Origin of the sequence: Stenotrophomonas sp. SMYL41, assembly GCF_036319965.1 — a bacterium.
In the GTDB taxonomy this organism is placed as follows: Bacteria; Pseudomonadota; Gammaproteobacteria; order Xanthomonadales; family Xanthomonadaceae; genus Stenotrophomonas; species Stenotrophomonas maltophilia_R.
Genome location: NZ_JAWIRX010000007.1, coordinates 173,305 through 192,549, shown reverse-complemented (window position 1 = coordinate 192,549; position 19,245 = coordinate 173,305). Strand labels below are relative to the sequence as shown.

Genomic DNA, 19,245 nt, shown 5'->3' with positions numbered 1-19,245 from the left:
AATGCGTTTGCGAGGGCAGGGTCGGGCGGTCAGCCCACCGAACCTTCCAGCGAGACTTCCAGCAGCTTCTTGGCTTCCACCGCGAACTCCATCGGAAGTTCGCGGAACACCTGCTTGCAGAAGCCGTCGACGATCAGCGATACCGCGTCTTCCTGGCTGATGCCACGGGCGCGGCAGTAGAACAGCTGGTCATCGGAGATCTTGGACGTGGTCGCCTCGTGCTCGACGGTGGCGCCCGGGTTCTTCACCTCGATGTAGGGGAAGGTGTGCGCGCCGCACTGCTTGCCGATCAGCAGCGAGTCGCACTGGGTGTAGTTGCGCGCGCCGTCGGCGTTGCGGTCGACCTTGACCAGGCCGCGGTAGGTGTTCTGGCCGCGGCCGGCGCTGATGCCCTTGCTGACGATCTTGCTCTTGGTGCGCTTGCCGACGTGGATCATCTTGGTGCCGGTGTCGGCCTGCTGGCGGTGGTGGGTCAGCGCGACGGAGTGGAACTCACCGACCGAGTCGTCGCCCAGCAGCACGCACGACGGGTACTTCCAGGTGATGGCCGAGCCGGTCTCGACCTGGGTCCAGGTAACCTTGCTGCGTGCGCCACGGCATTCGGCACGCTTGGTGACGAAGTTGTAGATGCCGCCGACGCCGTTCTCGTCGCCGGGGTACCAGTTCTGCACCGTGGAGTACTTGATCTCCGCATCTTCCAGCGCGACCAGCTCGACCACTGCGGCGTGCAGCTGGTTCTCATCGCGCATCGGCGCGGTGCAGCCTTCCAGGTAGGAGACGTAGGCCTTGTCCTCGCACACGATCAGGGTGCGCTCGAACTGGCCGGTGTGGCCGGCGTTGATGCGGAAATAGGTGCTCAGTTCCATCGGGCAGCGCACGCCCTTGGGAATGAACACGAAGCTGCCATCGGAGAACACCGCCGAGTTGAGCGCGGCGAAGTAGTTGTCACCCACCGGCACCACGGTGCCCAGGTACTGGCGCACCAGCTCCGGGTGTTCCTTGATGGCCTCGGACATCGAGCAGAAGATCACGCCCTTCTCGGCCAGTTCCTTGCGGAAGGTGGTGCCCACGGACACCGAGTCGAACACCGCATCCACCGCCACGCCGGCCAGCTTGGCGCGCTCGTGCAGCGGCACGCCCAGCTTGTCGTAGGTGTCGAGCAGTTCCTTCGGCACGTCATCCAGCGAGGCGTACTTCGGGCCCTTCGGCGCGGAGTAGTAGCTGAGCGCCTGCAGGTCGATCGGGGCGATCTCCAGCTTGGCCCAGTCGGGCATCGGCATGGTCAGGAAGTGGCGGTAGGCGTCCAGGCGCCACTGCGTCATCCACTCCGGCTCGTCCTTCTTGGCCGACAGGGCACGGATGGTGTCCTCGTCCAGGCCCGGCGGCAGGGAGTCCGATTCGATCTCGGTGATGAAGCCGGCCGAATACTTGCGGCCGAGCTGCTCGTGGATCTCGCGGTTGGGGGTGTCGTCGTGGGCGACGTTTTCGATGGTTTCGGTGGCCATGGGGGGGCTGCCTACGGATCAGGAGACGACGTCGACAGCGATGGTGCGGCGCTGTTCGTCATCGGCAAGGGGGAGAGGGGGCAGGATCTGGGCGAGGGTGACATCGCGCAGGGCCTCGGAGACCACGTCGTTGATCAGCCGCCAGCTGCTGCGCGCGCCGCACTTGGGCGCCATGCCGCACTGGTGGTGGTCGTGGCTGCATTCGGTCAGGGCCAGCGGCCCTTCCATCGCTTCGACCACTTCGAACAGCGAGATCTCGATGGCCGGGCGGGTCAGCCGGTAGCCGCCACGAACGCCGCGCAGGCCCTCGACCAGGCCGGCCTGGGCCAGCGGCTTGAGGACCTTGCTGACCGTGGGCGGCTCCAGGCCGGTGAATTCGGCCAGCTCGGTGGCACTGAGCACTTCGCCCGGACGGGCGGCGAGCACGGTCAGCACGACGGTGGCGTAATCGGTGAGTTTGGTGACGCGCAACATGAGGATGCGAGTGGTTCTTAAAGCGGACTGAAATTGTACGCTTTTATTCGCCACCATCCAACCCGGGCATTCAGCCGGCGCTGGGGGCGGGCCGGGAGAACACACCGGGCCGCAGCCACGGCGCAATGCTGCGCCAACGGGGTGATTTTCGCAATCACCCGGAATGGGCGAGAATCCCGGTTCCATTCGCTGCAAACAGCCCGTGCCGATGCCGAAGAAGATCCAAGCCCGCAAGTCCGCCATCCATGGCAACGGCGTGTTCGCCGTGGCCCCGATCAAGCAGGGCGAGCGCGTGATCCAGTACAAGGGCCTGCTGCGCAGCCACGGCGATGTTGATGCCGACGACAGCGGCGACGTCGAAAGCGGCCACACCTTCCTGTTCACCCTCAACGATGACTGGGTGATCGATGCCAACTACAAGGGCAATGACGCGCGCTGGATCAACCACAGCTGCGATCCGAACTGCGAGGCGGTGATCGAGGAAGACGAGGACGGCGACAGCCGGGGCGACAAGGTGTTCATCGAGGCACTGCGCGATATCAAGGCCGGCGAGGAGCTGACCTACAACTACGGCATCACCCTGGCCGAGCGCCACACGGCCAAGCTGAAGAAGATCTGGGAGTGCCGCTGCGGCTCGCCCAAGTGCACCGGTACCATGCTGCAGCCCAAGCGCTGACCCGCAATGGGTAGTGCCGGCCGCTGGCGGGCACTACCTGGAAGCTCTCCACCTGCCGTGCACGACAGGGTCACCGCCGCGCAAGGGCCGTTCTTCCATTCTGTGGGCTCCCCCCAACCGGAGTGCATCCATGGCAGAGCGATTGAAGGGCAAGCAGATTGCCATCCTTGCCACCCACGGCTTCGAACAGTCCGAACTGACCGAACCCAAGCGTTTGCTGGAAGCGGAAGGTGCGCGGGTCAGCGTGGTGTCGCCTGCAAAGGAGGCGACCATCAAGGGCTGGAAAGAGAAGAACTGGGGCGACGCCGTCGCGGTGGACATCCCGCTGGACGAGGCGGATCCGTCGGGCTTTGATGCCTTGGTACTGCCAGGAGGTGTGATCAATCCGGACACGCTGCGTACCGACGATGCGGTACTCAGCTTCATCCGCTCGGTGGATGAAGCCGGCAAGCCTGTCGCGGCGATCTGCCATGGCCCGTGGTTGCTGATCAATAGCGGGCTGGCCGATGGCCGCAAGCTGACGTCCTGGCCGTCCCTGCAGCAGGACCTGGCCAACGCGGGAGCGAACTGGCGCGATGCCGAGGTGGTGGTCGACGGCAACGTGATCACCAGCCGCAAGCCGGACGACATTCCCGCCTTCAGCGAGGCGGTGGTCAAGGCACTTGCCGCGTGATGCTTTGCCGGTAGTGCCGGCTGCTGGCCGGCAGATGCAGTGACTGCGTTGCCGGCCAGCGGCACTACCTCATTTACCCAGCACGCCTGCCGGCACCAGGTTGCCCAGGTTCTGGTTGAAGGTGACCACCAGCTTGCCGTTCTTCACCTGTGCCGACTGCACCTGCAGCGCGCCGAGCAGCCCGGCCACGGCCGGGTCCAGCTTGTAGATCGGTTCGCGCTGGGCGTAGTCGCTCAGCCAGGCATTGAGCAGGCCACGGGTGCGTGAGTCGAGGCGACCGCCCTGGTTGGCCGGGGTGAAGTCATCCACGCTGGGCTGCTGCAGGTGGAAACCCTGGGTCTGCGCGTCGTAGCGCAGGCCGCTGCTGAGCTTCACCGTACCCAGCTTGGCCGGGTTGCCGCCAGCGGTGGCCAGTGCCACGTCCATGCCCAGGTTCAAGCGCTCGCCGGCGGGAAGGCTCAGCTGCGGGTGGCTCATGGTCAGTGCGATCAGGCCGCCGAGGGCGTCCTGGGTGCGCGGGAAGCTGCCATCGAGATACTGCTGGACGTCGCTGGCACCCACCGACAGTTCGCGGCCGGAAATGGAGGGAGCCGCCTGTGCGCCGATCGCAGCAGCGATCAGTACGGTGGAGGCAGCAAGGCGGGTCATCAGGGAACGCAGGCGCATGGCGGTGACCGATGGGCAGGGAATGGATGGATCACAGAGTAGTCGCGCAGGCTGAATCGCGCGTGCATGCGGCTGCAACGGTTCAGTCCAGCATTGGACGCAGCTGCGCCGACTGGATCTGCCAGGCGCTGCCGTCGCTGCTGGGTTGCACGCGGTACCAGCCACCGAAGCGGAACGTGCCGTTTGCGGTGACCGCGCGGATCTGCACCGGCACTTCAAGCAGCTGTGGCGGTTGCCGGTCGTCGCGGGCGATCGGGGTATCGCTGTGCAGGCGCAGGGTGCGCAGGTCCCGCAGCTGTCGCAGCGCGGCGTCGTCCGCATGCCGCGGATCACTGGGCGGGATCGTCCAGGCGGCATTGCTGGCGGCGCGGTCGCGGTTGAGCAGCGCCGCCACGTAGCGGTTGAGCATCGTCGAGGGTGGCTCGGCACTGTCGGCGACGGCGGACAGCAGCGGCACATCGCTCGCCTGCAGCGCTGCGGGATCGGGGCCGGTATGGATGTCCGCTGCTGCGGCAGCGGCAACGGGCGCTGGCGCGGTTTCAACATTCGTCTGTGCTGCCGGGCGTGAACAACCTAGCAGCACCAGTGGTGCGATCAGCAACAGGATCCTGCGCATGCCTGCCTCCTCCCCGAGGCAATCTGGAGGGCGGCAGTGTAGCGATTGCGCGGGGCTCAGCGGGAGGAGGGCAGCTGTTCCAGCGCGTCCAGCGCCGGCAGGACCTGTGCCGCGACGGCGGCCAGTGCGTGGCCGTCGGTCCCGGCGTGGCGCTGCACGATGTCGCGCAGCAGCTGGGTGGCGATCACCAGGGTCGCGCGCTCGTCGCCGCTGATGCCGGCGGTACGCGGAGCCGCCTCCAGCAGGCGCATCAGGTCACGGCTGGCGCGGTGTTCCAGTTCGATGGTGCAGCGCCCGGTGCACTGCAGCCCGTCCTTTTCGATCGGGGTCACCGAGATCCGGTAGCGGGTGGAGGGGCTGGCCATGAGGGTGTGCTCGCCGTAGCTGTGGAGGATGTGCCCACCATAGGCAAGGCCACGGCCGGCGGCGATGGCCGGCGCTGCACGCAGTGTTCCACCCGGTACGTTCCGCGCCCTTTGCGGAGCGCCGGCAGCCACTGGTGGCGGGCCTGCAGGGGGATTGCCGGGGCCGCGGCAACGCTGTGTTGCGGGGTGTGGTCCGGACAAAAAAAACGGGACGGCCAGAGCCGTCCCGTCGGAATCCGCGTTGGGGCGCGCGCTTACAGCGCGGCGTCCTTCAGCTTCTTCAGCGGACGCACCTTCAGCTTGGTGGTGGCCGGCTTGGCAGCGAACCACTGCTCTTCCTTGGTGAACGGGTTGATGCCCTTGCGCTTCGGCTTGGCCGGCACATTGACGGTGGTGATCTTCAGCAGGCCCGGCAGGGTGAAGGAGCCAGCGCCCTTCTTGTGCACCGAGGAGGCGACGGCGCTTTCCAGCGAGGCCAGCACAGCGCGGACGTCCTTGGCGACGACGCCGGAGGCTTCAGCGATGTGTGCAACCAGGCCGGACTTGGTCAGCACTTCCTTGATCGGCTTCGGAGCGGCCGGCTTGGCGGCTGCCTTCGTCGCGACTTTCTTCGCTGCCTTCTTCGGGGCAGCCTTCTTAGCGGTCTTTGCCATGGTTTCCTGTTCCGTGAACGGTTGGTTGTTTGGTCGGCGCCGAACCCCGTCGGCAAGCGCAATGTAGGGCAACTCTCGGGCGCCGCCAATAGCCCGAAGCGCGGAAAGTGCATGTTTTTTCATATCCAGGCCGATTCAGTACATGGCCGGTGGTGGGGGATGGGGGCGCGCCAGCGTGTTCGATGGCCGGCGCCCGCCCATCGGCGGAGTGCGCGAAACCACTGAAAACAAGGGGAAAATGCGTTCCGGGCTGGCGAGGAAGTGTCCACGCGCCGGGCTCGGGGCGACGCCCGGCGTGCGGCGGAGCGACGCAGGGCTAACGCGCGGCGTGCGAGGGTAGCCGTTCATCACCGCCACGCAGGAGCAGCACAATGGGAATCTCGCGACACGCCACCGCGCACTGGGAAGGCGATCTGAAGTCGGGCAAGGGACAGTTGAGCACGCCGCAGAGTGGGCTGCTGGACAAGACCCGCTACGGTTTCAACAGCCGCTTTGGCGACGAAAAGGGCACCAATCCGGAAGAGCTGATCGCTGCCGCGCACGCGGGTTGTTTCACCATGGCGCTGTCGGCCAAGCTCGGCGAGGCAGGCTTCACCCCGACCTCGCTGGACACCGAAGCGAAGGTCGACCTGTCGCTGGAGGGCGGCCCGCAGCTGTCGCAGATCCGGCTGAAGGTGAGGGCGGTGGTGCCCGGCATCGATGCGACGCAGTTCCGTGCCATTGCCGATGACGCCAAGCAGAACTGCCCGGTGTCCAAGGCGCTGAGCGCGGTGCCCATCAGCCTGGAAGCCGAGCTGGGCTGAGAAATCGCGGGCCGGGATGGTCACGGTAGTGCCGGCCGCGGGCCGGCAACCGCATGATGCCGAGGTCGAGGTGGCAGCCGGCCAGCGTCATGGCGACCTTCCTGGCCGCCACCCTCCGGGCCGTCGCGCGCGACGTTGCAGCGGCTCCTGCCGCTGCCTTCGGCTCTACCCCCCAGCAGCAATCACCAATCGATGGTGCCGGCAATCACCGTCTGCACCTGCCCCCCCGACCAGACCTCGCCGTCTTCATCGACCCGCAGGGTCAGGCGTGCGTCGTGGCCGACTTCGCGGCCCTGGCTGACTTCGAACGGTGCACGGCCATGGGGCAGGGCATCGCGCAGGTCCAGCCATGCGGCCAACACCGCATTGGCAGCACCCGAGGCGGCGTCCTCGAAGCGTCGGCCATTGCCGACAAAGGCGCGTACCGCCAGATCGAAGCCCTCGCGGCCATCGCTGAAGGCATAGGCGAACACGCCCATGCTGTCGGTGGATTCGGCCAGTGCAGCGACCGCATCCCAGTCCGGACGCAGGGCGCGCAACGCGGCTTCATCGGCCACCTGCACCACCCACCAGCTGCGCCCGCCCTGCATGCGTGCCGGCGGCAGCGTGCCCAGCGGCCAGCCCTTCAGCGCCGCCTGCAGGCGCGGATCGGTGGCCTCGACGGTCTCGGCCAGCTGCGCGCGCGGGGTGCGGATGGCGATGCGCTGCTGCGCGCCCTCACCACTGACGCGCAGCGGCAGCGCACCTGCAATGCCATCCTGCACCAGCACGCCACCGACCGGCGCGGCCAGGCCCGCCTGCAGCACCGCGTGCGCGGTACCGACGCTGGGATGGCCGGCGAACGGAACCTCCTTCTGCGGGCTGAACATGCGCAGCCGGTAGCTGGCGCCCGCGACCTGCGGCGGGAACACGAAGGTGGTTTCGGGCAGGCGCGTCCAGCGCGCAATGGCCTGCATGCTGGCATCGTCCAGGCCCTCGGCATCGAGCACAACGGCCAGCGGATTGCCGGCGCCGGCGCGCGGGGAGAACACATCCAGCTGCAGGAAGCGGCGGGTGGACATCAGGCAGGACTCCAGTAGACAGGCGGCATAGCGTAGCGCGGGGCACAAAAAAGGGGACGGAGGGAATTAAGTCGCTTGTGGCACATATGGCAGAAGCGACTTAATTCCCTCCGTCCCCTTTTTTCCGTGGGCTACCAGCGGATGTGGCCGTCGATGACCGGCTGCACCTGGCCGCCGATCCAGACCGTGCCCTGCGCATCGACTTCGACCTGCACGCGCCCATCGCGACCGACTTCGCGGCCCTGGCTGGCCACGTAGCGGCCCTCGCGGCCGGGCAGGGCGTTGCGCTGCCGCAGCCAGGCACCGATCAGGGCATTGGCGCTGCCGGTGACCGGATCTTCCGGCACGCTGGCCGCATCGGCGGGGCAGAATGCGCGCACCACACGGGCGTGGTCGGTGCCGGCCTCGTCAGCGAATACGGCCACGCCGGTGGCATCGGTGGCCAGGCTCCAGTCGCGCAGCGTGGCCATGTCCGGCGCCAGGCCGCGCACGGCAGCGGCGTCGCGCAGCGGCAGCAGCCACCAGCGTGCGCCGTTGTCCCACAGTTCGGGTTGCTGCCCCTTGGCCGCCAGTGCCAGCAGTGCGGCCGGCGCGGCGTCCGCCGGCGTGTCCAGCTGCCGGGCCGTTGGGCTGGCGAGCTGGATCTCCAGCGCCTCGGCCGGGCCGCTCACCCGAACCGGCAACACGCCCGCTGCACATTGCTGCAGCAGGGTGCCGTTGCGCGGCTGGGCCAGGCCGCACGTCACCGCCGCCCAGGCAGCGCCGACGCTGGGGTGGCCGGCAAAGGCCAGCTCCCGGGTCGGGGTGAAGATGCGGATGTGATAGTCGGCGCCCGGCGCAGTGGGGTGCAGGAAGAACACCGTCTCGGACAGGTTCAGCCAGGCGGCCAGGGCCTGCATCTGCTCGCCGGAGAGGCCGTCCGCATCCAGGATGGCACCCAGCGGATTGCCGGTGCCGGGGCGGCGGGCGAAGACATCGAGCTGCAGGTAACGAAGGACGGCCATCTGCGGGGATATTGCGCTTAGAATCAAGGGTTCCGCCCCCGAGGGCGGCTCCCCCACATTCTACATAGCCAATCCATGTCAGCTTCCCCCCTTGTCGATCGTTGGATCGTACTGAAGTTCGGCGGCACCTCGGTGTCGCGTCGTCACCGCTGGGACACGATCGGGAAGCTGGCGAAAAAACGCGCGGAAGAGACCGGCTCGCGCGTACTGGTGGTGGTTTCGGCGCTGTCCGGGGTCACCAACGAACTGACTGCGATCGCCGATGGCGCGCCGGACAGCCGTGACCGCGTGGCCGCGCTGGTCGAGCGCCATGAAGGTTTCCTGGCCGAACTGGGCCTGGGCCGCGAGGTGCTGGCCGAGCGCCTGGCAGCGCTGCAGGGCCTGCTCGACGACCCGCGTGCGGCCACCCGCCCGCTGGAATGGCAGGCCGAAGTGCTGGGCCAGGGCGAGCTGTTGTCCTCCACGCTGGGCGCGGCCTATCTGCACGCTTCGGGCCTGGACATGGGCTGGATGGATGCCCGCCAGTGGCTGGACGCGATGCCGCCGCAGCCGAACCAGAGCGACTGGTCGCAACGCCTGTCGGTGAACTGCCAGTGGCGTGCCGATGCGGAGTGGTTGCAGCGCTTCCGCGCGCAGCCGACCCGCCTGCTGATCACCCAGGGCTTCATTTCGCGGCATGCCGATGGCGGTACCGCCATCCTCGGTCGCGGTGGCTCGGATACCTCGGCGGCGTACTTCGGTGCGCTGCTGGGCGCCAGCCGCGTGGAGATCTGGACCGATGTGCCGGGCATGTTCAGTGCAAATCCGCGCGACGTGCCGGACGCGCGCCTGTTGACCCGCCTGGACTATTACGAAGCGCAGGAAATCGCCACTACCGGCGCCAAGGTGCTGCACCCGCGCTCGATCAAACCGTGCCGCGACGCCGGCGTGCCGATGGCCATCCTCGATACCGAGCGCCCGGAACTGCCGGGCACCAGCATCGATGGCAGTGCTGCACCGGTGCCGGGGGTGAAGGCGATCAGCCGCCGCAACGGCATCGTGCTGGTGTCGATGGAAGGCATCGGCATGTGGCAGCAGGTCGGCTTCCTGGCCGATGTGTTCAACCTGTTCAAGAAGCATGGCCTGTCGGTGGACCTGATCGGTTCGGCCGAGACCAACGTCACCGTGTCACTGGACCCGTCCGAGAACCTGGTCAACACCGATGTGCTGGCCGCGCTGTCGGCCGACCTGTCGCAGATCTGCAAGGTGAAGGTGATCGTGCCGTGCGCGGCGATCACCCTGGTCGGCCGCGGCATGCGTTCGCTGCTGCACAAGCTGTCGGACGTGTGGGCCACCTTCGGCCGCGAGCGCGTGCACATGATCTCGCAGTCGTCCAACGACCTGAACCTGACCTTCGTCATCGACGAGGCCGATGCTGATGGCCTACTGCCGATCCTGCACGCCGAGCTGATCGACAGCGGTGCCATGCCGGTGGAAGAGACCGAAGTGTTCGGTCCGCGCTGGCGCGAGATCGCCGGCACCGTGCGCCCGCGTGGCACGCCGTGGTGGCGGGGGCAGCGTGCGCACCTGCTGCAGCTGGCCGATGCCGGCACGCCGCGTTATGTCTACCACCTGCCGACCGTGCGCGCCCGCGCCCGCGCGCTGGCCGCGATCAAGCCGATCGACCAGCGCTACTACGCGATCAAGGCCAACAGCCACCCGGCCATCCTGCAGCTGCTGGAAGCCGAGGGCTTCGGCCTGGAATGTGTCTCGCACGGCGAACTGAAGCACGTGTTCCAGCACTTGCCGGAGCTTTCGCCCAAGCGCGTGCTGTTCACCCCCAGCTTCTGCCCGCGCAGCGAGTACGAAGCCGCGTTCGCGCTGGGCGTGACTGTCACCGTCGACAACGTCGAAGCGCTGCAGCGTTGGCCGGACCTGTTCCGCAACCGCGAGCTGTGGCTGCGCGTGGACCTGGGCCGTGGCGAAGGCCACCATGCCAAGGTCCGCACCGGCGGCAAGGAGTCCAAGTTCGGCCTGCCGATCGCCCGTGTCGATGAGTTCGTGCGCGCGGCCACCGATCTGGGCAGCCGCGTGGTCGGCCTGCATGCGCACCTCGGCAGTGGCGTGGAGACCGCGCAGCATTGGCGCCTGATGTGCGATGAGCTCGCCGGCTTCGCCCGCCGCATCGGCAGCGTGCAGACCATCGATATCGGCGGTGGCCTGCCGATTCCGTACAGCGACGAAGACGAGCCGTTCGATCTGGACGCCTGGGCCGAGGGCCTGGCCGAGGTCAAGGCGCTGCATCCGGCGTTCCGCCTGGCGATCGAGCCGGGCCGGTACCTGGTGGCCGAATCCGGGGTGCTGCTGACCCATGTCACCCAGGTGGTGGAGAAGGACGGCGTGCGCCGCGTCGGCCTCGATGCCGGAATGAACGCACTGATGCGCCCGGCCCTGTACGACGCCTGGCATGACATCGAGAACCTCAGCCGCCAGGGCGGTTATGCCGAAGCGGCGTTCGATGTGGTCGGCCCGATCTGCGAATCCAGCGATGTGTTCGGCAAGCGCCGCAAGCTGCCGGTGTCGACTGCACCTGACGACGTGATGCTGATCGCCGATGCCGGCGCCTACGGCTATTCGATGGCCAACACCTACAACCAGCGGGCGATGCCGCGCGAAGACGTGATCGAGTGATCACCGCGCGCACCCTGCACCCGCCCACCGACACGCCCCGCGCCATCGCGCGGGCCCGTGCCTGACCGGATACCCCATGACTGCTTTCGACAAACACCAGGTTTCCCGCTTCCGTTTCGTCCGCTGCGAATTCGCCGCGGATACCGGCGTGGCCAAGCTGGTCTACGCCTTTGATGACGGTCCGGAGATGGTGGAAACCATCACCGTGCCGGGCGCCCCGTTCGTGCTGGACGAGGCGCGTGCCTCGGCAGTGCAGCGCGCGCTGCAGCTGTTGCACCTGATCGCCGGTGTCAGCTACTACAAGGCGGGCGTGCCGGAGACGGTCAGCATCGACAGCTACGCCATCGATGCCGATACCGCTGCGCTGGTGGAGACGGTCTACCTCAACGGCCTGGGCGAATTTGCGTACCGCAACGGCCTGAACCTGCGCGGGCGCTTCCGCCTGCCGGTGCAGGGCGACGCGGTGCAGGCGCCGGTGCTGGGCCTGCAGCCGCACGCGCTGGTGGCGATCGGTGGTGGCAAGGATTCGCTGGTCAGCATCGAAGCGCTGCGCCGCGCCGGCGTGGACGAGACGGTGACCTGGATTGGTGGTTCGCAGCTGATCCGCGCCTGTGCCGAGCGTACCGGCCTGCCCACGCTGAACCTGGGCCGCGCGCTGGCGCCGGAATTGTTCGAGCTCAACCGCCAGGGCGCCTGGAACGGGCATATCCCGGTTACCGCGGTGAACTCGGCGATCATGGTGCTGGCCGCGCTGCTGCAGGGCGTGGACCAGGTGGTGTTCTCCAATGAGCGTTCGGCAAGCTACGGCAGCCAGATTCCGGGCACCGGCGAGGTGAACCACCAGTGGTCCAAAGGCTGGGCGTTCGAGCAGGCGTTCGGCCGCCACGTGCAGAAGCACGTCGCTGCGGACCTGCAGTACTACTCGCTGCTGCGCCCGATGTCAGAGCTGGCGGTGGCCCGCCAGTTCGCCAAGACCGATTTCTACGACGCGCACTTCTCCAGCTGCAACCGCAACTTCCACATCCTTGGCGAGCGCCCGGTGAACCGCTGGTGCGGCGTCTGCCCGAAGTGCCATTTCGTGTTCCTTGCGCTGGCCCCGTTCATGCCCAAGACGCGGCTGGTGCGCATCTTCGGCCGCAACCTGCTGGACGATGCCGAGCAGGCCGGTGGCTTCGACGCGCTGCTGGAATTCCAGGACCACAAGCCGTTCGAGTGCGTGGGCGAAGGCCGCGAATCGCGCGCGGCGATGGCGACCCTGGCGCAGCGCCCGGAGTGGAAGGAAGACGTGCTGGTGAAGCGCTTCTGCAATGAGATCCAGCCGCAGCTGGATGCCGCCGAACTGGAACTGGCACCGCTGCTGCAGCTGCAGGGCGAGCACCGCGTTCCGGCTGCGCTGTGGGAACGGGTGCGTGAAGATTTCGAAGCTTGAAGGAAAGCGCGTTGCGCTGTGGGGCTGGGGCCGTGAGGGTCGCGCCGCGTTTGCGGTGCTGCACGAGCGCCTGCCCACGCTGCCGCTGAGCCTGTTCTGCCCGGCGGCCGAAGCCGAGGCCGCGCGTGCAGAAACCCAAGGCGCGCTGGACGTGCGTGGCGAGCCCTCGGCCGAGGCGCTGGCCGCCTTCGAGGTGGTGATCAAATCCCCCGGCATCAGCCCGTACCAGCCGATCGCGCTGGCCGCCGCAGGGCAGGGCACCACCTTCATCGGTGGCACCGCGCTGTGGTTTGCCGAGCATGCGGGTGCCGACGGCATCGTGCACGACACCGTGTGCGTGACCGGTACCAAGGGCAAGAGCACGACCACCGCACTGGTCGCGCACCTGCTGCGCGCGGCCGGCCACCGTACCGGCCTGGTCGGCAACATCGGCCTGCCGCTGCTGGAAGTGCTGGACCCACAGCCCGCGCCCGAGTACTGGGCGGTGGAACTGTCCAGCTACCAGACCGGTGAAGTGGCGCGCAGTGGCGCCCATCCGCAGGTAGCGGTGGTGCTGAACCTGTTCCCGGAACATCTGGACTGGCACGGCAGCGAGCAGCGTTACATCGAGGACAAGCTGCGGTTGGTGACCGAAGCCGCACCGCGCATCGCCGTGCTCAACGCCGCCGATCCACATCTGGCGGCGCTTTCGCTGCCCGGCAGCGAAGTTGTCTGGTTCAACCAGCCGCAGGGCTGGCACATGCGCGGTGACATCGTGCATCGCGGTGAGCAGGCCGTGTTCGATACCCGCAACACGCCGCTGCCGGGTCGCCACAACCGCGGCAATCTGTGCGCGGTGCTGGCCGCTCTGGAAGCGCTGGGGCTGGATGCGGTGGCGCTGGTGCCGGCGGTGCAGAACTTCCGTCCATTGCCGAACCGCTTGCAGCGCATCGGCGTGGCCGATGGCCTGACCTACATCAACGATTCGATCAGCACCACGCCGCATGCCAGCCTGGCTGCGCTGGAGTGTTTCGCCGGCCAGCGCATCGCACTGCTGGTGGGCGGGCACGACCGTGGCCTGGACTGGACCGATTTCATGCAGCACATGGCGCACGACGTGCCGCCGGTGGAGATCGTGACCATGGGCAGCAACGGCCCACGCATCCATGCGATGTTGCGGCCGCTGGCCGATGCCGGGCGCTTTGGTCTGCACGCTGCGGGCGATCTGCCCGAGGCGATGGTGCTGGCGCGTGCCGCGCTGGGTGGGCAGGGCGGCGTGGTGCTGCTGTCGCCGGGCGCGCCGAGCTTTGGTGCCTACCGCGACTATGTGGCCCGTGGCCGTCATTTCGCCGAACTGGCCGGATTCGACCCGGACAGCATCAGCGCGATTCCGGGGTTGGGTATTGCCTGACCGGCGGGATCGGGGTCGGATCCCTTTCCGCAGGAAAGGGCTCTGACCCCATCGTGCATTTATCATGCAGGCATCCCCGGACAGACCCGGATGCCCGCATGTGCACCTTCATCACCGTGTTCCTGCCCACCTCGTTTGCGCAGGTTGAAGCCGCCGCGATCATGGAGCGCAGCGGCCGGCGCCTGTTCGCCCAGGCATCGCCCAGCCTGCAGGCCGCCGTCGGCCCCGGTTGGCAGCCCTGGTTGAGCGCGGGCCACTGCGATTGCGGTACGGCCCTGGCATCGGCGCAGGCTGGGCCGAAGTGGAAGGGCGATGCCGAACGCTGGCGGAAGAAGGGCTGGAGTGAAGCGAAGATCGCCCGCGCGCAGGCCGAGCAGTCGGCGCGGCACGAGCAGGTTCAGCAGGCGTGCCGCGACGAAGCGCTGGTCGATGCCAGCCAGTGGCTGCAGCGCATCGATGCGCTGCTGGGGGCAGGTGCGGCGCGCATCGGGCTTCTGGTGCGCGATTACGACGGCGCGGTAGGGGCCCGGCAGCCAAAGCCGCCGGAACGTCACTGGTCGCGAGCGCGCTTGGCGGCGGGGGATCTGCTGGCACTCCAGCCGGGCACCCTGCATTGGGTGGAACCCAGGTGAAGCGTGCTGCGCGCATGGCGTGGATCTACTATTCCTGGTCGATGAACGCGTAGCCGCCGTTGATCAGCTGCTGCAGGTATGCGTCGAAGCTCGGCGCGATCACCGCATAGCTGTCCGGATCATGCAGGTAGCGCACCACCTGGCCAACCGTGCCACCCGGTGCGGGATCGAAATCCAGGTACAGCATCGAGGTGCCGCCGTTGTTCATGCAGTGCGAGAAGCACAGGCGGCGGTTCATCGGCAGATCCGCGTCGATGCCTTCACCCAGGATCTCAGGTTCGTCATCCAGCCACGCTTCGTAGATTGAACGGATGCTGTCGTCCCACTGCTGCTGGTCCTCGAAGATCTGGGCCACCGAGCGCAGGTAGTACGGATAGCCGCCGTCCTCCACGTCCGAGCCGAGCATCAGCACGCAGACCTCGCCACCGGGGTATTCACGGAAGTGGGTACCATCCACACGCGACAGCAGCGCGATGAGGCTGTCCGGCGCCTGCGGCCACTGCGTGCGCAGGCGCTGCAAGTCTTCGGCGCTGGCGCCCTGCACATGTGCCCACTGCGGGGCATCGTCGGCAGGCAGGCGCGGGATCAGGCCAGACAGGAAGTGATCAACAAGGTTCATGCGGCAAAAAGGGGACGGAGGGGATTAAGTCGTATCCAACCACACCTGCGTCACGTCGCCAATGCAGAATGCGACGCGGGAGGGGCGAATACGGCTTAATCCCCTCCGTCCCCTTTTTTGTGGAGCAGGCGCATGAATCGTTGGCGATGCGGTGTGGCGGTGATCCTGGGGTTGGCGGCGATGCCGGCCTGGGCGGCGATGAAGACCCAGCCGGTGGAATGGACCCACCAGGGCACGACCTTCAGTGGTGTGCTGGTCTACGACGATGGCGGGCATGACAAACGCCCGGGACTGGTGATGGTGCCGAACTGGAAAGGCGTGAACGCATCGGCGATTGAAAAGGCCAAGCAGTTGGCCGGCGATGACTATGTGGTGCTGGTGGCCGATGTATACGGCAAGAGCGTGCGTCCGAAGACCGATGCGGAGGCCGGGCCGGTGGCCAGCAAGCTGCGCAACGACCGGCCGCTGCTGCGCGCACGTGCGCTGGAGGCGGTGAACGTGCTCAAGGCGCAGGCCGGCAAGGCGCCGCTGGATGCCAGCCGGATCGGTGCGGTGGGCTTCTGCTTCGGCGGCACCACGGTGCTGGAACTGGCCCGTGCCGGTGCGCCGCTGGCCGGCGTGGTCAGTCTGCATGGTGGGCTGGGCTCGCCGCTGCCTGCGCAGGCCGGTGGTACCCATCCATCGGTGCTGGTGCTCAACGGCGCCGACGACAGCAGCGTGACCGCCGAGGACATCGCCGGCTTCCAGAAGGAAATGAACGCCGCCAAGGTCGACTGGGAATTCACCAACTACAGCGGCGCGGTGCACTGCTTCGCCGAGCGCGATGCAAACAGCCCGCCGGGCTGCCAGTACAACGAACGGGCGGCCAAACGCGCGTGGAAGGCGCTGGATGAGTTCTTCGAGGAGCGCTTCATGTAGTGCCGATAGTGCCGACCAACGGTCGGCACCTGCCGATGTTTCCGTGCCGACCAACGGTCGGCACCTACCCGTTCGGGTACGCCGGCCTGGTGGGTGCCGACCGTTGGTCGGCACGCCTCCATCAATGCGAGCGCTGCACCGCGTAGCGGGCCAGGCCGCGCAGGGCAGCCACGGCGTCGTTGTCGCCCAAGCCATCGAGCGCGCGCTCGGCGGCCTCGGCGTATTCCTCGGCACGCGCGCGGCTGTACTCCAGGCCGCCGGTGGCGCGGATCGCGGCCAGCACTTCCGGCATCGCCGAGGCATCGCCGTCCTGCACGATGGTGCGCAGGCGCTCGCGGGTGGCGTCGTCGGAGTGGGCCATCGCGTGGATCAGCGGCAGCGTGGCCTTGCCCTCGGCGAGGTCGTCGCCCAGGTTCTTGCCCAGTTCCTCGGCGTTGGCCGAGTAGTCCAGCACGTCGTCGGCGATCTGGAACGCGTAGCCCAGGTGCATGCCGTAGTCGAACAGGGCCTGCTGGGTGGCCTCGTCCACGCCGCTGGCCAGCGCGCCCAGGCGGGTGCCGGCGGCGAACAGCACTGCGGTCTTGCGCTCGATCACGCGCAGGTACGCCGCTTCGTCGGTATCCGGGTTGTGCACGTGCAGCAGCTGCAGCACTTCACCCTCGGCGATGCGGTTGGTGGCATCGGCCAGGATCTGCATCACCGACATGCGTTCCAGCTCGACCATCAGCTGGAAGCTGCGCGAGTACAGGAAGTCGCCGACCAGCACGCTGGGCGCGTTGCCCCACAGCGCGTTGGCGGTGCTGCGGCCACGGCGCAGGCTGGATTCGTCCACCACGTCGTCGTGCAGCAGGGTGGAGGTGTGGATGAACTCGATGATCGCCGCCAGCTGGTGGTGGTCCGGACCGGCGTGGCCGACCGCGTGGCCGGCCAGCATCACCAGCATCGGGCGCAGGCGTTTGCCGCCGGCGGAAATGATGTGGTCGGCGATCTGGTTGATCAGCACGACGTCCGAAGACAGCCGGCGCCGGATCAGGGCGTCGACGGCGGCCATGTCGGCCGCGGCTAGCGACTGGATCTGGGGCAGGCCCAGGGCGGGACGGGTGTCTTCGGTGATGGTCATGCGATCAGGCTTTCAGGCTCACCACCGATTATAGGCGCTGGCCGTGAATTCGGGCGCAAACCGGTCCGCGCGGCATTTCCAGCCCGGCCAGCGCCGCCGTCTGCGTGAATACGTATGCAGGTTGCGCCATGCCCGGGAGGCCGCCGCTAAGCTTGCCGGATCAGGATTTCGGCCCGCTGCCGGCGGGTCCCGCATGCCCGGAGGGGGGCTGTCGATGTCGCACTATCCATGGTGGCGCGGAGCCGTCATCTACCAGATCTACCCGCGCAGCTACCTCGATGCCAACGGCGACGGGGTGGGTGACCTGCCGGGCATCATCGAGCGGCTGGACCACATCGCCGCGCTGGGCGTGGATGCGATCTGGATTTCGCCGTTCTTCAAGTCGCCGATGGCCGACTTCGGCTACGACATCGCCGACTACCGCGATGTCGATCCGCTGTTCGGCAGCCTGGATGACTTCGACCGCCTGTTGGCCAAGGCCCACGGCCTGGGCCTGAAGGTGATGATCGACCAGGTGCTGAGCCACACCTCGATCGAGCACGCCTGGTTCCGCGAGAGCCGCCAGGACCGCCGCAACCCGAAGGCGGACTGGTACGTGTGGGCCGACCCGCGCGAGGACGGCACCCCGCCCAACAACTGGCTGTCGCTGTTCGGCGGCTGCGCCTGGCAGTGGGAGCCGCGTCGCGAGCAGTACTACCTGCACAACTTCCTGGTCGACCAGCCGGACCTGAACTTCCATCACCCGGACGTGCAGCAGGCGACCCTGGACAACGTGCGCTTCTGGCTGGACCGCGGCGTGGATGGCTTCCGCCTGGATGCGATCAACTTCTGCTTCCACGACGCACAGCTGCGTGACAACCCGGCCAAGCCCGCCGACAAGCGGGTGGGGCGCGGCTTCAGCCCGGACAACCCGTACGCTTACCAGTACCACTACTACAACAACACCCAGCCGGAGAACCTGCCGTTCCTGGAGCGCCTGCGCGCGCTGCTGGACGAGTACCCGGGAGCGGTCAGCCTGGGCGAGATCTCCTCGGAGGATTCGCTGGCCACCACCGCCGAGTACACCCGCGATGGCCGCCTGCACATGGGCTACAGCTTCGAGCTGCTGGTGGACGACTACAGCGCGGCCTACATCCGCGACACGGTCTCGCGGCTGGAAGCGGCAATGACCGAAGGCTGGCCGTGCTGGGCGGTTTCGAATCACGACGTGGAGCGGGCGGTCAGCCGCTGGGGCGGTCACCCGGCCGACCCGCGCCTGGCGCGGATGCTGGTGGCGATGCTGTGCTCGCTGCGCGGCTCGGTCTGCCTGTACCAGGGCGAAGAGCTGGGCCTGGCCGAGGCCGAGGTGCCGTTCGAGGCGCTGCAGGACCCCTATGGCATCACCTTCTGGCCGAACTTCAAGGGCCGCGACGGCTGCCGGACGCCGCTGCCGTGGACCGAAGCGCCGCTGGCCGGTTTCACCACGGGCCAGCCCTGGTTGCCGATCCCGGCCGAGCACCGCGCCGCGGCGGTGGCCGTGCAGGAGCGTGACCCGCACTCAGTGCTGGCCGCGTTCCGGGCGTACCTGGCCTGGCGGCATACCCAGCCGGTGCTCCTGCATGGCAGCATCCGATTCATCGAAAGTGCCGAGCCAGTGCTGCTGTTCGAGCGTATGCTTGCAGATGAAACCCTCCTGCTGGCCTTCAACCTGTCGGCCGAGGCGGTGAGCCATCCGTTGCCGCCGGGCAATTGGCAACAGGTGGCGGTACCGGGCCCGGATGCGGGCACGGTGCAGGGCAATGAACTCCAGCTGCCACCGCGCGCGGTGTATTGCGCCCGACGCAGCTGACCGTTTTCTCCGGTGGCGGTACTTGCGGGGACGGGGCCGAAGCGCCCCGTCCATTTTGTGGGGGTGGGGTTCCGGCGAAAGGCATCCGCGCAAAAGAAAACCCGCTGCCTGCGCAGCGGGTTTCCGATGAGTCGTTGCCGGCC

General features: G+C 67.7%; 19 protein-coding genes. 9 read left to right on the top strand and 10 right to left on the bottom strand.

Going from position 1 to position 19,245, the window contains the following annotated elements:
* Positions 1-29 precede the first annotated feature (29 nt).
* Positions 30-1,505, bottom strand: a complete 1,476-nt coding sequence (sufB, locus tag V3B30_RS10705; RefSeq protein WP_014036280.1) for a Fe-S cluster assembly protein SufB — start codon at positions 1,503-1,505, stop codon at positions 30-32.
* An 18-nt stretch (positions 1,506-1,523) separates the two neighbouring features.
* Entirely contained in the window at positions 1,524-1,979 is a 456-nt protein-coding gene (locus V3B30_RS10700) for an SUF system Fe-S cluster assembly regulator (protein ID WP_005408436.1), read from the bottom strand.
* 208 nt (positions 1,980-2,187) lie between these two features.
* Here V3B30_RS10700 and V3B30_RS10695 point away from each other — a divergent pair, with 208 nt between their 5' ends.
* Both V3B30_RS10695 and V3B30_RS10690 read left to right on the top strand, forming a co-directional pair.
* A complete protein-coding gene (locus tag V3B30_RS10695; protein WP_012479369.1) occupies positions 2,188-2,655 on the top strand; it encodes an SET domain-containing protein-lysine N-methyltransferase in 468 nt (155 codons plus the stop codon).
* A 130-nt stretch (positions 2,656-2,785) separates the two neighbouring features.
* Positions 2,786-3,328 carry a type 1 glutamine amidotransferase domain-containing protein gene (locus V3B30_RS10690; RefSeq protein ID WP_100471549.1) on the top strand — a complete coding sequence of 181 codons (543 nt, stop codon included), beginning with the start codon at positions 2,786-2,788 and terminating at the stop codon, positions 3,326-3,328.
* 69 nt (positions 3,329-3,397) lie between these two features.
* On the opposite strand, the gene V3B30_RS10685 is transcribed toward V3B30_RS10690, so the two are convergent.
* The 4 genes from V3B30_RS10685 to V3B30_RS10670 form a co-directional block, all read right to left on the bottom strand.
* Entirely contained in the window at positions 3,398-3,994 is a 597-nt protein-coding gene (locus V3B30_RS10685; protein WP_012510326.1) for a DUF1439 domain-containing protein, read from the bottom strand.
* A gap of 82 nt (positions 3,995-4,076) precedes the next feature.
* Positions 4,077-4,610 (bottom strand): hypothetical protein, encoded by a 534-nt coding sequence (locus V3B30_RS10680; RefSeq protein ID WP_262084657.1) that lies wholly within the window; start codon positions 4,608-4,610, stop codon positions 4,077-4,079.
* A gap of 56 nt (positions 4,611-4,666) precedes the next feature.
* Positions 4,667-4,975, bottom strand: coding sequence for a DUF3861 family protein (locus V3B30_RS10675; RefSeq protein ID WP_100471551.1), 309 nt, complete (start codon positions 4,973-4,975; stop codon positions 4,667-4,669).
* 254 nt (positions 4,976-5,229) lie between these two features.
* Entirely contained in the window at positions 5,230-5,628 is a 399-nt protein-coding gene (locus V3B30_RS10670) for an HU family DNA-binding protein (protein WP_072168628.1), read from the bottom strand.
* Between the two features lie 371 nt (positions 5,629-5,999).
* Between V3B30_RS10670 and V3B30_RS10665 the strand changes: the two genes are divergently transcribed.
* Entirely contained in the window at positions 6,000-6,431 is a 432-nt protein-coding gene (locus V3B30_RS10665) for an OsmC family protein (protein ID WP_100471552.1), read from the top strand.
* Between the two features lie 182 nt (positions 6,432-6,613).
* On the opposite strand, the gene V3B30_RS10660 is transcribed toward V3B30_RS10665, so the two are convergent.
* Together V3B30_RS10660 and V3B30_RS10655 are read right to left on the bottom strand one after the other, a co-directional pair.
* A complete protein-coding gene (locus tag V3B30_RS10660; protein WP_262084656.1) occupies positions 6,614-7,492 on the bottom strand; it encodes a PhzF family phenazine biosynthesis protein in 879 nt (292 codons plus the stop codon).
* 131 nt (positions 7,493-7,623) lie between these two features.
* On the bottom strand, positions 7,624-8,496 hold the full coding sequence (locus tag V3B30_RS10655; protein ID WP_262084655.1) for a PhzF family phenazine biosynthesis protein: 873 nt from the start codon (positions 8,494-8,496) through the stop codon (positions 7,624-7,626).
* A gap of 75 nt (positions 8,497-8,571) precedes the next feature.
* On the opposite strand from V3B30_RS10655, the gene V3B30_RS10650 reads away from it, so the two are divergent.
* The 4 genes from V3B30_RS10650 to V3B30_RS10635 all read left to right on the top strand — a co-directional run bounded on the left by V3B30_RS10650 (position 8,572) and on the right by V3B30_RS10635 (position 14,617).
* Complete coding sequence (locus V3B30_RS10650; RefSeq protein ID WP_262084654.1) at positions 8,572-11,166, top strand: bifunctional aspartate kinase/diaminopimelate decarboxylase; 2,595 nt, start codon at positions 8,572-8,574, stop codon at positions 11,164-11,166.
* Between the two features lie 76 nt (positions 11,167-11,242).
* On the top strand, positions 11,243-12,595 hold the full coding sequence (gene murL / locus V3B30_RS10645) for a UDP-N-acetyl-alpha-D-muramoyl-L-alanyl-L-glutamate epimerase (RefSeq protein ID WP_262084653.1): 1,353 nt from the start codon (positions 11,243-11,245) through the stop codon (positions 12,593-12,595).
* Positions 12,576-13,985, top strand: coding sequence for a UDP-N-acetylmuramoyl-L-alanine--D-glutamate ligase (gene murD / locus V3B30_RS10640; protein ID WP_262084652.1), 1,410 nt, complete (start codon positions 12,576-12,578; stop codon positions 13,983-13,985). Before murL ends, murD begins: the two co-directional genes overlap by 20 nt.
* Before the next feature lie 98 nt (positions 13,986-14,083).
* Positions 14,084-14,617 (top strand): hypothetical protein, encoded by a 534-nt coding sequence (locus V3B30_RS10635; protein ID WP_262084651.1) that lies wholly within the window; start codon positions 14,084-14,086, stop codon positions 14,615-14,617.
* 28 nt (positions 14,618-14,645) lie between these two features.
* Here the strand turns inward: V3B30_RS10635 and V3B30_RS10630 are convergent, their stop codons facing one another.
* Positions 14,646-15,236 (bottom strand): SMI1/KNR4 family protein, encoded by a 591-nt coding sequence (locus V3B30_RS10630; protein WP_262084650.1) that lies wholly within the window; start codon positions 15,234-15,236, stop codon positions 14,646-14,648.
* Between the two features lie 132 nt (positions 15,237-15,368).
* Between V3B30_RS10630 and V3B30_RS10625 the strand changes: the two genes are divergently transcribed.
* The gene (locus V3B30_RS10625) at positions 15,369-16,154 is read left to right on the top strand and encodes a dienelactone hydrolase family protein (protein WP_262084649.1); all 786 of its coding nucleotides are present in this window, start codon (positions 15,369-15,371) and stop codon (positions 16,152-16,154) included.
* 121 nt (positions 16,155-16,275) lie between these two features.
* Here the strand turns inward: V3B30_RS10625 and V3B30_RS10620 are convergent, their stop codons facing one another.
* A complete protein-coding gene (locus V3B30_RS10620) occupies positions 16,276-17,274 on the bottom strand; it encodes a polyprenyl synthetase family protein (protein WP_262084648.1) in 999 nt (332 codons plus the stop codon).
* A gap of 214 nt (positions 17,275-17,488) precedes the next feature.
* Between V3B30_RS10620 and V3B30_RS10615 the strand changes: the two genes are divergently transcribed.
* Positions 17,489-19,102: an alpha-glucosidase gene (locus V3B30_RS10615; protein WP_100471561.1), complete on the top strand. Its 1,614-nt coding sequence runs from the start codon at positions 17,489-17,491 to the stop codon at positions 19,100-19,102.
* Positions 19,103-19,245 lie beyond the last annotated feature (143 nt).

What these genes read in the sequence shown, in the direction of transcription:
- sufB (WP_014036280.1), bottom strand. Translation starts at nt 1,505, where the DNA reads ATGGCCACCGAAACCATCGAAAACGTCGCCCACGACGACACCCCCAAC.
- V3B30_RS10700 (WP_005408436.1), bottom strand. Translation starts at nt 1,979, where the DNA reads ATGTTGCGCGTCACCAAACTCACCGATTACGCCACCGTCGTGCTGACC.
- V3B30_RS10695 (WP_012479369.1), top strand. Translation starts at nt 2,188, where the DNA reads ATGCCGAAGAAGATCCAAGCCCGCAAGTCCGCCATCCATGGCAACGGC.
- V3B30_RS10690 (WP_100471549.1), top strand. Translation starts at nt 2,786, where the DNA reads ATGGCAGAGCGATTGAAGGGCAAGCAGATTGCCATCCTTGCCACCCAC.
- V3B30_RS10685 (WP_012510326.1), bottom strand. Translation starts at nt 3,994, where the DNA reads ATGCGCCTGCGTTCCCTGATGACCCGCCTTGCTGCCTCCACCGTACTG.
- V3B30_RS10680 (WP_262084657.1), bottom strand. Translation starts at nt 4,610, where the DNA reads ATGCGCAGGATCCTGTTGCTGATCGCACCACTGGTGCTGCTAGGTTGT.
- V3B30_RS10675 (WP_100471551.1), bottom strand. Translation starts at nt 4,975, where the DNA reads ATGGCCAGCCCCTCCACCCGCTACCGGATCTCGGTGACCCCGATCGAA.
- V3B30_RS10670 (WP_072168628.1), bottom strand. Translation starts at nt 5,628, where the DNA reads ATGGCAAAGACCGCTAAGAAGGCTGCCCCGAAGAAGGCAGCGAAGAAA.
- V3B30_RS10665 (WP_100471552.1), top strand. Translation starts at nt 6,000, where the DNA reads ATGGGAATCTCGCGACACGCCACCGCGCACTGGGAAGGCGATCTGAAG.
- V3B30_RS10660 (WP_262084656.1), bottom strand. Translation starts at nt 7,492, where the DNA reads ATGTCCACCCGCCGCTTCCTGCAGCTGGATGTGTTCTCCCCGCGCGCC.
- V3B30_RS10655 (WP_262084655.1), bottom strand. Translation starts at nt 8,496, where the DNA reads ATGGCCGTCCTTCGTTACCTGCAGCTCGATGTCTTCGCCCGCCGCCCC.
- V3B30_RS10650 (WP_262084654.1), top strand. Translation starts at nt 8,572, where the DNA reads ATGTCAGCTTCCCCCCTTGTCGATCGTTGGATCGTACTGAAGTTCGGC.
- murL (WP_262084653.1), top strand. Translation starts at nt 11,243, where the DNA reads ATGACTGCTTTCGACAAACACCAGGTTTCCCGCTTCCGTTTCGTCCGC.
- V3B30_RS10635 (WP_262084651.1), top strand. Translation starts at nt 14,084, where the DNA reads ATGTGCACCTTCATCACCGTGTTCCTGCCCACCTCGTTTGCGCAGGTT.
- V3B30_RS10630 (WP_262084650.1), bottom strand. Translation starts at nt 15,236, where the DNA reads ATGAACCTTGTTGATCACTTCCTGTCTGGCCTGATCCCGCGCCTGCCT.
- V3B30_RS10625 (WP_262084649.1), top strand. Translation starts at nt 15,369, where the DNA reads ATGAATCGTTGGCGATGCGGTGTGGCGGTGATCCTGGGGTTGGCGGCG.
- V3B30_RS10620 (WP_262084648.1), bottom strand. Translation starts at nt 17,274, where the DNA reads ATGACCATCACCGAAGACACCCGTCCCGCCCTGGGCCTGCCCCAGATC.
- V3B30_RS10615 (WP_100471561.1), top strand. Translation starts at nt 17,489, where the DNA reads ATGTCGCACTATCCATGGTGGCGCGGAGCCGTCATCTACCAGATCTAC.